Genomic DNA, 11996 nt, shown 5'->3' on the forward strand with positions numbered 1-11996 from the left:
GTCACCCGATGCGTCTGAGTTATCCGACAGCAGTCCTGCATCTTGCAGCGCATTGATTTCCGGTAGATCCCGCAAGGTACCGAGCCCAAAATGCTCCAAGAACCCCTTTGTCGTCACATAGGTGAACGGCGCCCCCGCCGTCGGGCTGCGGGGTCCTGCGGTGATCATATTTTTCTCCCGCAGTGCCCCGATCGCGTCGCGCGACACTTCACGGCCTAGGATTTCCGACACCCCTGCCCGCGTCACCGGCTGATGGTAGGCAATCGACACCAGAACCATGGCCTCGTTCTGGGTCAGATCGACCGCACGGTCAGGCACGGCTGCAGACGTGGCAATCGCATCGGCATAGGCAGTTCGGGTGCGGAACGCCCAGCCCCCAGCGATTTTCACCACGTCATAGGGCTTGCCCCGCAGCCCTTCGCGAATGTCATCGATCAGCAGGTCGATGCTGGCCTCGCGACCGATCACCCGCGCCAGGGCTTCCCGATCCACGGGCCTCGGTGCCGCGAACAGCACGGCCTCGATCCGGTTTGTCCATTCGCGCCAGCGCAGGTCTGCCGGCATGTCGGTCAGCTCGGCATCGAAGATCGGCGGTTCGGCATCTGTCCGTTTGCGCCTGGCCATCTGCTCTGCCCTCACAACCCGTACAGCCGAAACGTCGGCCGACCGCTGAGCTCGCGCACCGCACCCATCTCGCCCAGCCGATCAAACAGCCGCCGGGCGCCCCGCGCCGACAGCTTCGGGCTCGACCAGGACCCCAGAACCGCGTCATCGGACAGCAGCAGCTTGATGACGTCGCCAGAACCCTTGGCGCGCAACTTCGGTGCCACCGTCGTCAGCTTTGCCGCCCGCAGCGCCAGCTCTATCCCAAGATCGCAGGCCTCTGCCGTCGCTGTGGCATAGGCCAAAAACACTGCGCTGCCCCACCCCTCCGCTCCTGGCCGGATGCGCTTCCTGTTTTCGCCAGACTTGAAGACCGATGAGGCCACCTGCCCCATTAGCAGCGGCACGGGAATAGGCCACCTGAATTTTTGGGCCAGCAGGGCATCGGCCAACCAGAAGGCCAGCAACTCGGCATCCGGCCGGGCCCTGTAGACTATGCTGGCGATCTCGGCCGCCAACACCGGCGCCGGCCGCGACGACACCACCAAGTCCTCGGCATTGGCCACCACCTCGGTGAGCGCGTCATCCCACTTGAGGCCGAGATGCTCGGCGACCGGCCGCACCGATTCCGCGTCACAACTGGTCGTGCGGCTGGCGAGCCGGCGCCAGGCCGTCAGCAGGTGACCGGACGGGCCAGGATCGTCGCCCATGCCGCGCAGATAATGGGTGTCGCGCAGGGCGGATTCGTCCTCGCGCCGGCCGGTCAAATTCACAGCCGCGACGGCGCTCCGCAGCGCTAGTCGCTGGCGCCAGGCGCCGGCCCAGGAAAAGTCCTGACGCACCAGATAATCTAAGGAATTCAATGCCGCTCCGGCCAGATAGGCCGCATCGGCATCGTGCAACACTAGACCGCGTGGCCGTGCCCACACCGGTACTTTTGGTACTGTGGGCGGATCGACAAGCAGCAAATCAGCGCGCGATTTCATGTTTGAAGGTTAGCACACAGCGGCGCTTAGAACCACCATATTGCCGGTTATCCGCCCCATCTGTCGGCAATATATAATGACCGATAATCTTGCATTATCATTCGTTTTGCTCATTATAGAGGGAATGGCCCGAAATCTCGACGCGAGCACCGAAAACGACCCTCAGCACGGCTCTGTTCGACCACAGCGCACGCCTATACCCGTCGGAATTTCGCCAGCATTAGACGGCGACGTCGAAATGGTCGAAAAAAACGACGATCCCTCGGCCGAGGCGCCCTCCCCTGCCCGGCAGAGCGCTTCTGCTGTACCGGCACATCTGGAAGCACTCGCCGATCGCGCCAGGGAATATGTCGAGGCAGCTAGCGCGCCGAACACGCGCCGCGCTTATGACTCGGACTGGAAGCATTTCGGTTCGTGGTGCCGGCGCCAGGGTCTTGATCAGCTGCCGCCCGATCCGCAGATTGTCGGCCTTTACATCACAGCCTGCGCCTCCGGCGCCGCGACGAGCAATCGGAAGCCGGCAGCCGTCTCGAGCATTGAACGACGGCTATCCGCATTGTCCTGGCATTATCGGCAGTTGGGCGAACGGCTTGAGCGCGGCGATCGCCACATCGCCACGGTCCTCGACGGCATCCGCAACATCCACGGCCGGCCACCGGTACAGAAGGAAGCCGTGCTGCCCGAGGACCTGATCGCCATGTTGGAAACGCTTGATCGCGGCACCCTGCGGGGGCTGCGCGACCGCGCCATGCTGCTGATGGGGTTCGCTGGCGGCCTGCGACGCTCGGAAGTCGTCGGTCTCGACGTTGCCGCCGATCAAACCGAGGATTCTTCAGGCTGGATCGAAATCCTCGAGCGCGGCATGATTTTGACCCTTCGTGGCAAAAATGGCTGGCGAGAGGTGGAGATCGGCCGCGGCTCTTCCGACAGCACCTGCCCCGTGGCAGCGCTGGAAACTTGGCTTAAACTGGGGCGCATCGCGCACGGGCCGTTGTTTCGACGGGTAACCGGAGAAGGCAAGTCGGTCGGTCCCGACCGGCTGCGAGACCAGGAAGTTGCCCGCTTGGTCAAGCGCGCGGCCATTGCTGCTGGGGTGCGGGGCGATCTCTCAGAGGGCGAACGGGCGGGGAAATTTGCTGGGCACTCGCTACGGGCCGGCCTGGCCAGCTCGGCGGAGGTAGACGAACGCTATGTGCAAAAGCAACTCGGCCATGCTTCGGCTGAGATGACCCGGCGCTATCAGCGGCGTCGCGATCGGTTTCGTGTCAATCTCACCAAGGCGGTCGGCCTATAGGCGAGCAGACGACGGCTTGCGACCAAATGCCGGCCGTTCGTGTCCGGTCCGCGAGTTCCCAAAAGGAGACGGCTGTAAGTGCGCTTGCGCAGCGAGCCGTAGAGCAGGAGAATCCGCGGCTTGTCGTCAAGCGGCCGGGGCATCAACTGCGCCAGTTCCTCCAGCGCGACGGCATCGCGCTGCGGGTTGGGCAGGTCGGAAAAAAGCATCAACCAATGCGCCGGCCATCCTGATCGATGACGACCTCGCCATCCTCCTTGGTGAAGGGGCCAATATCCGGATTGGGCAGAATATCCAACACGTCAGATCGGGGCGGACGTCATGATGAATCTCGAGCCGCTTGCGGCGATCTACAAGCCCCGTCACCGGGCTGCTCAACAGGCAGTCGCGTCTTCTTGCTGTACGCCGAGCGTGAGCGCCTGCTGCGCCTGAGGAGGCTGCCCGATATCTAGAGCCGGGGCGAGCTACGCCGCGCTCCGACCCTTCCAGCCAAGGAGGCGCAGCGCGTTCAGCGTCACCAGGACGGTGGCGCCGGTGTCGGCGAGGATCGCCGGCCAAAGGCCCGTGATGCCGATCACCGTCGTGACCAGAAAGACCGCCTTGAGGCCAAGGGCCAGCGTGATGTTCTGGGTGATGTTGCCCATGACGCTTTTCGACAAATCCACCATGTTGGCGATGTCGATCACACGGACGTGAAGAATGGCCGCGTCGGCCGTTTCCAGAGCGACGTCGGTACCCCCGCCCATGGCAATGCCGATATCGGCAGCGGCAAGCGCCGGCGCGTCATTAATGCCGTCACCGATCTTGGCGACCACGCGGCCCTGCCCCTGCAGTTCGCGCACAATCCGCTGCTTGTCTTCCGGCAGCAGTTCCGCCCGCACCTCAATGCCGAGGCTCTTGCCGATGGCCGCCGCCGTACGCTTGTTGTCGCCGGTCAGCATCACGGTGGTGATGCCGGCTTCTTTCAGCGCGGCGAGCCCTGCGGCCGCGTCCGCGCGGGGTTCGTCGCGGATGGCCAGGAGGCCCGCGACCTTGTCGTCGACCAGCAGCACGGAAACGGTCTTGCCTTCGTCGTTGAAGGCCGTGACCTGCGCCGTTTGTTCGGGCGAGAGGGGCACCTGTTCATGTGCGGCCTGAGCCGAGGCCAGGAACAGGGTCTTGCCGCCGACCCGGCCGGAAACGCCCTTGCCGGGCACCGCCTTGGCGTCGCCGGCAGGCGGCACGGGCGCCTTGTCGGCCTTGGCGCGGGCGAGGATGGCCACGGCCAGCGGATGGCTCGAGCCGGTCTCGAGCGCAGCGGCAAGCGACAGCACGTCCGCTTCGCTGCGGTCATAGGCCACGATGTCGGTGACGACGGGCTTCCCCTCGGTCAGTGTGCCGGTCTTGTCCAGGGCGACCGTCGTGATCTTGCGCAGTCCCTCGAGGACGGCACCGCCCTTGAGCAGCAGGCCCCTGCGCGCGCCGGCCGACAAACCGGCCGCGATCGCTGCAGGTGTCGAAATGACCAAAGCGCACGGGCAGCCGATCAGCAGGACGGCGAGGCCCTTATAGATCCATTCCGACCAGACGCCGCCCATGAGGAGCGGCGGCACCACGGCGACAAGGGCGCCAGCAACCAGCACGGCCGGCGTGTAGTAGCGGGAAAACTGGTCGATGAAGCGTTCGGTCGGCGCCTTGCTCTCCTGTGCTTCCTCCACCAGCTTGACGACACGGGCAATAGTGTTGTCGCGGGCGGCGGCCGTGACGCGCACGCGCAGCACGGCGTCGGCGTTGATGGTGCCGGCGAAGACCATGTCGCCGGGGCCTTTGCGCTTGGGCACGCTTTCGCCGGTCACAGGCGCTTCGTCGATGGCGCTTTCGCCCTCGATGATTTCGCCATCGGCCGGCATCCGGTCACCGGGGCGGACGAGGATGGTGGCGCCCACGGCCAGGCTGTCGGCCGCCACTTCCGTGGTGGTGCCGTTCTGCTCGAGCAGGGCCGTTTTCGGCACCAGGGCGGTCAGGCTTTGAATGCTGGCACGGGCGCGTGACGCGGCCACGCCCTCGAGCACTTCACCGACCAGGAACAAGAGAACCACCGTCGCGGCTTCCTCCGTCGCCTCGATGACGACGGCGCCCACGGCGGCGATCGTCATGAGCATTTCAATAGAAAAGGGGGAGCCGGCAAACGCCGCCGAGATGGCCCGGCGGGCGACCGGCACCAGGCCAACCGCCAAGGCGGCCAGAAAGGCCCAATGCTCGATCCCGGGAATCAGCCGGCCAGCGATGTAGGCGGCGGCCAGTGCCAGGCCACAGCCGATGGTGAGCTTGGCCTTCTTGCTTTGCCACCAGGGCCCGCTGCCAAGTTCCAGGTGCTCGTCACCCTCCCCTTCGGCTGCCGCTTTGTCGGTCGACGCTATGGTGTAGCCCAGGGCCTTGACCTGCCGCTCGATTGCACTACGCGCCAGGGCCGACGTGTGCTGCACCCGCAGGGTCTCCGAGGTGTAGGAGGTGTTGACCGTGCTGACGCCCGGCAGGCGACTTACCGCCGTCTCAATCTTGGTGGCACAGGAGGCGCAATCCATGCCGCCTACGTGATAGCGGCTTTCCATCAGTTCGTCGGTCATTGCAGTGCCTCCATTGTTGCTACCGTCATTCCCGGCGCGGCCGGGCAGGCGCCGGCCGGATCAAGCGCGCCGCTGCCTGCCGGCAGGTCGAACACATATTTTTTCTCGCAGACATCCCACGTCGGTGGCCGTTTGGTGGCCTCAAAGCGGTCATAGCCCTGCTTGAGGTTCTGCCAGAAGGCGTAGTGCGGGCTGGCACTCTGGGCGGCGAGGTTCGCCTCCGTCATGCGGAACGGGAAGACCTGCACCTGAAAGCTCGCATTGCCGGCCGCGAAGGTCTCGCGGGCGAGCGCGTAGACTTCCTTGATGCCGTCGTCGGTGATGGCGTAGCAGCCCGCCGACGAGCAGTCGCCATGCACCATCAGGTTGGAGCCGGTGCGCCCGTGGACCCGGTCGAACTTGTTGGGAAAGCCCAGGTTGAACGACAGGTAGAGCGCCGACTTCGGGTTCATGAGGCCCGGCGTCACCGTATAGAAGCCTTCCGGCGCCTGCCGGTCGCCCTCGGCGATCTTCGGGCCGAGCGCCCCCGACCAGGTGCAGATGGCGTAAGTTTTCATGAGGCGATAGGAGCCGTCATGCGCCTGTTTCCAGACCTCCAGCTCCGAACTCTGCTTGAAGATGCGGATCATCATCGGCGCCCCCGGCGTGGAGCCGATCGCGGAGAGCTGCGCCAGATTGGGGCCGCTCAACGGCACCAGGTGACGGCGATCGCCCGTGAAGCTCGAGCAGGCCGCCAGCAGCAGCGTGGTGGCCAGCAGCAAAAGGGCCGCCAAGGGCCGAAACGAAGGCATGGGGTAATTTCCTAGCAAGGGTCAGGCCCGCTGCATTCTGGCGGAAAGAGTTGAAGAAAGGAGCAGCAGAAGCACGCCCGCCGAAATGGCGACGTCGGCGAGGTTGAAGGTCGGAAAGTGCCAGCCGCCCGCGTGCAGGTCGATGAAGTCCGTGACGGCGCCGTCTGGCAGTCGGTCGACCAGGTTGCCGAGCGCGCCGCCCAGAATGGCGGCGTAGCCCAGCCGGTCGGGAAGCGTGGGCGCGCGGTGCCACAGCCAGCCGACCACCAGGCTGATGGCCAGGGTGGCGAGGACCAGCATCCACCAGCCGGCCGCGCCTTCGGCCGAAAACAGCCCGAAGCTGACGCCACGGTTGAAACCGAGTGTGAGATTGAAGAAAGGCAGCACCGGCACGGTGCGGCCCTCGAGGAACATCAACGCCGCTTCCTTGGTGGCGGCATCGAGGCCGATGGCGCCGAGGATGACGAAGAGGGAGGCGTCGCGCTGCTTCATGACTTTGCCTGCCGCAGGTCCGAACGGGCGTCGCGGATGATCGACCAGGCCGACTGCAGGAACAGCGCCGCAACGGCAAAGGCAACAATCAGGTCCGGCCACGGGCTGTTCAGCGCCCAGACCATCACCGCCGCCAGCACGACGGCGAGGTTGCCGATCGCGTCATTGCGTGAAAACAGCCAGACGGCGCGCATGTTGGCGTCACCCTTGCGATGCGGGATCAGCACCACGGCGGCCAGCACGTTGACCACGAAGGCCACAAGGGCAAAGCTGCCCATCAGCAGGGTCTGCGGCTCATGTTCGACGAAGACCCGATAGATGGTCGAGCCGACGACGCCAAAGCCGAGTACGGCAAGAAAAATGCCCTGAATGAGCGCTGCCTTGGCGCGCGCGGCCAGACCCCAGCCCACGGCGATCAGGCCGAGGAAGGAAATCAACCCGTCACCCAGGAAGTCGAGGGAGTCGGCCTGCAGGGCCTGTGAACCTGAGAGTATCGAGCCGCCGATTTCAATAATGCCGTAGCCGACGTTGAGCAGCACGACGATCCAGAGCGCGCGCTTGTAGGCCGGCGTGACGTGCGAAAGGTCCGGGATGCGATCGTCGTCGCCATCCTCGTCATGGTCGTGTTCGCCCGACACGGCTTTGGGCGCCTTAACGCGGTCGAGCTGGTAGCCCAGCTCGGTGACAGCGCTTTCCACGGCGGGCAGACGGGCTACCGGGTCATCGACCTCGAGCGTCATGATCTGCGAGGCGATCGACACCTTGACGTCCTGCACGCCGGCAATGCCGCGCGCAGCCTTTTCAACCTTGGCGGCACAGGACGAACAGTCCATGCCCGTGACGTGATACCGGACCTCTTTCATGGCAGCCGATGCGCCCATGACCATACCCTTTCCTTATTCTGGGGAAGATGGTAATCCCTCTAGCCACTAGAGGGTCAAGCATCTTATGCATATTTCTATCGGCGAGTTGTCCAAGCGGTCACAGGTCAAGGTGCCAACCATCCGCTACTACGAGCAGATCGGCCTGCTCCCCTCGGCGCCGCGCACCGACGGTGGCCAGCGCCGCTATGCGCAGACGGAGGTGGATCGGCTCAACTTCATCCGCCATGCCCGCGAGCTTGGCTTCGAGGTTGACGACATCCGCGCCCTTTTGAACATGACCTCGACACCGCAGGCGTCCTGTCACCAAGCCGACAGCATCGCCCGCAACCACCTTGCCGAGGTGGAGCGGCGCATCTCAAGCCTGATGGCGCTCAAGTCCGAGCTGCAGCGCATGATCGCCGAGTGCGGCAACGGGCGCGTGTGCGACTGCCAGATCATTGAAGCCCTTGCGGATCATAGCCAGTGCCATACCGCGCATACGCACTAGCCCTCGTCGCCACAGTCTATGCTGTTCCTCAAGCGCGCGCCCAGGATCTGGCGGCCGGTCAGCAGATTTACGCCGAACGCTGCGCCAGCTGCCATGGCGCTAACCTCGAAGGGCAACCTGACTGGGGCGTTCGCAAACCCGACGGCAAATTACCCGCGCCGCCGCATGACGCGACGGGGCATACTTGGCACCATTCCGATGCGCAGCTGTTCCGCATCACCAAGGAAGGCCCCGGAGCGATCCTGCCGGGCTATGAAAGCGACATGCCGGGCTTCGCCGGCGTGCTAACCGACGACGAAATCCGCGCCGTGCTCGACTATATCAAGAGCACATGGCCCGAGCGCCAGCAGGCCATCCAGGCATCCAAATCTGCCTCGACGTCTTAGGGCGCACCCCAGGCGGGCGCCACAGGCAAGGCCCGTTTGTGGGCCGTTTTTCTATAGGCTTCGAGGATGCGGACCTCTGCCGCCGCGTTGATCGGCTTCCCTTCCAGAAAGTCGTCAATCTGGTCGTATGTGACGCCATAGGCGTCCTCATCCGGCCGCAGCGGCGCGTTGTTCTCGAGATCCGCCGTCGGCACTTTCATGACGAGCCTGTCAGGCGCACCCAGAAGTGCGGCAATGGCGCGCACGCGGCGTTTGTTGAGTCCGGAGAGCGGCAGGATGTCGGCCGCACCGTCGCCAAATTTCGTGAAAAAGCCCATGACGGCTTCTGCCGCATGATCGGTGCCGATCACCAGGCCGCCCAGACTACCGGCGAGGGCATATTGAGCAATCATGCGCTGCCGCGCCTTGATGTTGCCGAGGATGAAATCCTCCTGTGCCGCACCGGAAAAGGCCAGTCCGGACACCTTGGCGGCCGCCAGCATCGCATCGGCGGCCGGCTTGATGTTGATGGAGTAGAGGTGGTCGGGACCAATCGCTGCCAGGGCCGCCTCCGCGTCCGCCTCGTCCGCCTGCTGTCCATAGGGCAGCCGCACCGCGGCGAAGCTGGCCTCGTATCCCTCTGTGCGCAGCTCACCTACCGCCCGCTGGGCCAGCATGGCGGCCGTGGTGGAGTCGACGCCCCCGCTGATGCCGAGGACATAGCACCGCAAGCCCGAGTCCCTGAGATAGTCCTTGAGGAAACCCACGCGGCGCGCAAGTTCGGCGGCAGGGTCGAAAGTCGACTCGACGCCCAGGTCGTGGATGATAGAAGTCTGGTCGCTCATACAGGTCCTTTGCACTAAGGGTGGAACGGGCGAAGCCCGATTTTGTGCCGGGAAGTGTGCGGCCGCCTGTAACCGAAGCTATTGTGCGGCGGCTTCGGGGAATCGGCCTGGGTGGCCTTATCTTGCTGCATTCACACACTTTCGTCGCATGGTAAGGTCACGTCGGTGGGGCCCATGGGGGCTGAATTGCCATCGAGAGGTTGCTGTCCATAATTAGCTCCACGATAGCTGATCGCGCGGCAACCTGCCGCTCGGGTCAAAGACTTCGACTAGATGCGGAAGTGCCGAACCCCATTCCCACAACACCAAATTGCGATCGTTAGCATCAGCTCCAACGGCATAGCTCGGCACAACAATGCCGGCAGCGCCCTGTGACACCAAACGATCGTAAATCGCCCAAGAAGCCGGCCGTTCACCAACGGCAAGAGCCCATGCCCAGTCACCGGCCATCTCGCTGGCCGAGACCGACGCAGCCCCCCTCCCCCGCTCTGTTGTCAGGTCAATGACATCTTCGCAGTCCACATCGTAGGAACAGAGCACGGTAGGATCGAGCCGATGCGGGAGACCCTGGCTGATCTCTTTGATCGCCGTCATGATGCTAAGCCCTAGGTAGAGTGCAGGAACGCCCTTGGGATTAAACCGAGCACCGCGGATTGCCGCTCCCTCTCCGGAGCTCGGCTTGAATGACCAGCGAGGATCGTGAGCGCGATAGCAGGTTCCGACAAACCTCACGCAAAGCCGCCTAGAGCCATATGATCGAGATATTCGCGTACCGCTGCCGCTTTTCCGTCTTTGACCAGTGCTTCAGCGGTTCGTCCACCAAAGGCCGGTATCGGCTGAGCACGGTACCAAGCCATGGCCTGATCCTTACCGCCTGCCCACTCGGTGACCCTGCTGATAATCTCCAGCATTTCGCGCAAACGGCCCTGCGCTTTTGGTGCACCGATCCGTTCCGCGCGATAGAGCGTTTCACGCGCCAGTCCCGCGGTCTCGGCGAGCTGGGACTTAGACATACCAAACCCATCCGCAACACGCTCAGCCGCAATTTGACCGGCCGGATCCATATAGGACAGAATGAGCGGCGCTCCCACGTCTACCGTCTTCGCGATCAAGGCCATGATGTTCCTCAGCCAGCATATGTCATATCCAGTGCGCGTAATATATGGCATCCGAACCGCAACTACAAGGCAAGAGCCGGTCACCGGTTGGGCTTACCCAGGGTGCTCCTCAAGCTTTCGCTGATTTCGAGCCGCTTCTCGGTGCGATCGAGCCGTTTTGCGGCGCCAAGTTCGGTCTCGGCCTCAGCAATGCCCGCCCCGGTTGCCTTCGCGGCGTCAAGCTTCGCCCTGAGCAGCGCCATGATCATTGGCCAGGGCGAGAATTTCCCTTCCTTTGCCTTTTCCGTCAGATTTCGCAGGTATCCGCCGGGGGATTTGATCTGATCGGACTTTTGATAGATCGCGGCCAGCGTAATGGCGGCCGGCTGCTCACCCATTGCGACCTGGGCATCCTCCCAGGCACTCGGGCTGATACCCAAAACTGGCCGGGCAAGTTCTGCGGCGGCCAGGAATTCACGCCACTGGCTGATATCGCCACCTTTCGTCAACCAGCGGACGTTTGGGCACGCATCTAGCACAATGCCGAGGGGCAGTTCGCGCTTCGGCAAGCGCCGCAGGTTGTCAGTTTCGCCGGCGCTGCCGCCTTCTTCTCTTTTTACTCCTAAGCCACTTTCAAGTTCATTTTTAGATTCGGTATTTGAATTCTGTATGTGGCGGTCAATTTGGGACTCATTGGCGTTCAGATTCTGTGTTTTTACGAACGATTCCAACACGTCGCGGATCTGGGTCCAAAGGTCATCCAGCTCGGCCGCCACAGCCTCAAGAACCTGGCGCGGTGCAGTCCGGGGAAGACGGCCGATGATGGACTGATATTCGAGATGCACGCTGCCCCAATTGCCGGGAACGCCTTCCTCGATCGCCGCCTCGATCATCTTGACGATGTCGCGCCGGCAGATAGTCAGCCGTTCCTTGACGACCTTATAGGCCTTCTTCTCGGCACGCACGGCCTCCGCAAGCTCCTTGAACTCGACAGCGCGAGCAACGATCGGAGAGAGATCAAAGCCATAGGCCTGCTCGATGTCACCGCCCTGCCCCTTGCGGGCGTAGCGCTTGCCGTTTGGGCTATCGCGGCGAACCACCAGGCCACAATCGACCAGGTTGGCCAAATGCCGGCGTAGCGTCGTCGGCGACATCCCGTTCGCGCGGCCGATGAGCTGCTCGTTGGACGGCCAAACGATGAGCGCACTATCGCCGTAGAACGCCGTCTCCGGATGGAAGGATAGCAGGGCATCGAGGATGGCCAGCGCCCGATCGGTGGCGCCCAGGGCAATCCGGGCTTCCTTGATATCTCTGAAGACGTGCCATTTATGCACGGTCGCGCCTTCCGGCGCAGTCTGGGCCGTGACCTGACTGGCAATCATGCCAAGCGTCATCGGCCGCCGCCCAAAGGGCGTCGTTACAGTATGGGTCTGCATCCTTCTTCACCTATCTCTAGGCAATAGAAATCTGCTCGCCGAATCGACGCTCAGTGCCCGAAGGCCTTGACTGTGATTCCTGGAAGTGCGATTCTCTTGATACCACTCAT

At 63.5% G+C, this 11996-nt stretch carries 13 protein-coding genes and 1 pseudogene; 3 read left to right on the plus strand and 11 right to left on the minus strand.

From position 1 onward, the window contains the following. Both scpB and DevBK_RS19250 read right to left on the minus strand, forming a co-directional pair. A partial coding sequence (gene scpB, locus DevBK_RS19245; protein WP_317186634.1) for an SMC-Scp complex subunit ScpB occupies positions 1–624 on the minus strand: 624 nt, incomplete at its 3' end. A gap of 11 nt (positions 625–635) precedes the next feature. Continuing rightward, positions 636–1589: a DUF1403 family protein gene (locus DevBK_RS19250; RefSeq protein WP_317186635.1), complete on the minus strand. Its 954-nt coding sequence runs from the start codon at positions 1587–1589 to the stop codon at positions 636–638. 238 nt (positions 1590–1827) lie between these two features. On the opposite strand from DevBK_RS19250, the gene DevBK_RS19255 reads away from it, so the two are divergent. Then, positions 1828–2883, plus strand: a complete 1056-nt coding sequence (locus DevBK_RS19255; RefSeq protein ID WP_410494107.1) for a tyrosine-type recombinase/integrase — start codon at positions 1828–1830, stop codon at positions 2881–2883. A gap of 208 nt (positions 2884–3091) precedes the next feature. Here DevBK_RS19255 and DevBK_RS19260 read toward each other — a convergent pair. From DevBK_RS19260 to DevBK_RS19280, 5 genes and pseudogenes are all read right to left on the minus strand, one after another. Continuing rightward, positions 3092–3196 (minus strand): annotated as a pseudogene (locus tag DevBK_RS19260) (arsenate reductase); the annotation flags it as partial. Positions 3197–3347: 151 nt separating this feature from the next. Further along, positions 3348–5489, minus strand: coding sequence for a heavy metal translocating P-type ATPase (locus DevBK_RS19265; protein ID WP_317186637.1), 2142 nt, complete (start codon positions 5487–5489; stop codon positions 3348–3350). Beyond that, a complete protein-coding gene (locus tag DevBK_RS19270) occupies positions 5486–6280 on the minus strand; it encodes a murein L,D-transpeptidase family protein (protein WP_317186638.1) in 795 nt (264 codons plus the stop codon). Before DevBK_RS19270 ends, DevBK_RS19265 begins: the two co-directional genes overlap by 4 nt. A 21-nt stretch (positions 6281–6301) precedes the next feature. Beyond that, complete coding sequence (lspA, locus tag DevBK_RS19275) at positions 6302–6772, minus strand: signal peptidase II (protein ID WP_317186639.1); 471 nt, start codon at positions 6770–6772, stop codon at positions 6302–6304. Continuing rightward, on the minus strand, positions 6769–7659 hold the full coding sequence (locus DevBK_RS19280; protein WP_317186640.1) for a cation transporter: 891 nt from the start codon (positions 7657–7659) through the stop codon (positions 6769–6771). Before DevBK_RS19280 ends, lspA begins: the two co-directional genes overlap by 4 nt. A 61-nt stretch (positions 7660–7720) precedes the next feature. On the opposite strand from DevBK_RS19280, the gene DevBK_RS19285 reads away from it, so the two are divergent. After that, positions 7721–8143, plus strand: coding sequence for a helix-turn-helix domain-containing protein (locus DevBK_RS19285; protein WP_317186641.1), 423 nt, complete (start codon positions 7721–7723; stop codon positions 8141–8143). Beyond that, on the plus strand, positions 8119–8529 hold the full coding sequence (locus tag DevBK_RS19290) for a cytochrome c (protein WP_317186642.1): 411 nt from the start codon (positions 8119–8121) through the stop codon (positions 8527–8529). The genes DevBK_RS19285 and DevBK_RS19290 overlap by 25 nt, the downstream gene beginning before the upstream one ends. On the opposite strand, the gene nadE is transcribed toward DevBK_RS19290, so the two are convergent. The 4 genes from nadE to repC all read right to left on the minus strand — a co-directional run bounded on the left by nadE (position 8526) and on the right by repC (position 11886). Then, on the minus strand, positions 8526–9353 hold the full coding sequence (gene nadE, locus DevBK_RS19295) for an ammonia-dependent NAD(+) synthetase (RefSeq protein ID WP_317186643.1): 828 nt from the start codon (positions 9351–9353) through the stop codon (positions 8526–8528). The genes DevBK_RS19290 and nadE overlap by 4 nt on opposite strands. Before the next feature lie 213 nt (positions 9354–9566). Further along, on the minus strand, positions 9567–10085 hold the full coding sequence (locus DevBK_RS19300; protein WP_317186644.1) for an RES family NAD+ phosphorylase: 519 nt from the start codon (positions 10083–10085) through the stop codon (positions 9567–9569). Next, on the minus strand, positions 10082–10471 hold the full coding sequence (locus tag DevBK_RS19305) for an MbcA/ParS/Xre antitoxin family protein (RefSeq protein WP_317186645.1): 390 nt from the start codon (positions 10469–10471) through the stop codon (positions 10082–10084). The genes DevBK_RS19300 and DevBK_RS19305 overlap by 4 nt, the downstream gene beginning before the upstream one ends. 80 nt (positions 10472–10551) lie before the next feature. Further along, entirely contained in the window at positions 10552–11886 is a 1335-nt protein-coding gene (gene repC, locus DevBK_RS19310) for a plasmid replication protein RepC (protein WP_317186646.1), read from the minus strand. Positions 11887–11996 lie beyond the last annotated feature (110 nt).

Origin of the sequence: Devosia sp. BK (genome assembly GCF_032907385.1) — a bacterium.
Classification (GTDB): domain Bacteria; phylum Pseudomonadota; class Alphaproteobacteria; order Rhizobiales; family Devosiaceae; genus Devosia.

Excerpts from the sequence above, each read along its gene's own strand:
- DevBK_RS19250 (WP_317186635.1), bottom strand. The coding sequence starts at position 1,589 with ATGAAATCGCGCGCTGATTTGCTGCTTGTCGATCCGCCCACAGTACCA.
- DevBK_RS19255 (WP_410494107.1), top strand. The coding sequence starts at position 1,828 with ATGGTCGAAAAAAACGACGATCCCTCGGCCGAGGCGCCCTCCCCTGCC.
- DevBK_RS19265 (WP_317186637.1), bottom strand. The coding sequence starts at position 5,489 with ATGACCGACGAACTGATGGAAAGCCGCTATCACGTAGGCGGCATGGAT.
- DevBK_RS19270 (WP_317186638.1), bottom strand. The coding sequence starts at position 6,280 with ATGCCTTCGTTTCGGCCCTTGGCGGCCCTTTTGCTGCTGGCCACCACG.
- lspA (WP_317186639.1), bottom strand. The coding sequence starts at position 6,772 with ATGAAGCAGCGCGACGCCTCCCTCTTCGTCATCCTCGGCGCCATCGGC.
- DevBK_RS19280 (WP_317186640.1), bottom strand. The coding sequence starts at position 7,659 with ATGGTCATGGGCGCATCGGCTGCCATGAAAGAGGTCCGGTATCACGTC.
- DevBK_RS19285 (WP_317186641.1), top strand. The coding sequence starts at position 7,721 with ATGCATATTTCTATCGGCGAGTTGTCCAAGCGGTCACAGGTCAAGGTG.
- nadE (WP_317186643.1), bottom strand. The coding sequence starts at position 9,353 with ATGAGCGACCAGACTTCTATCATCCACGACCTGGGCGTCGAGTCGACT.
- DevBK_RS19305 (WP_317186645.1), bottom strand. The coding sequence starts at position 10,471 with ATGGCCTTGATCGCGAAGACGGTAGACGTGGGAGCGCCGCTCATTCTG.
- repC (WP_317186646.1), bottom strand. The coding sequence starts at position 11,886 with ATGCAGACCCATACTGTAACGACGCCCTTTGGGCGGCGGCCGATGACG.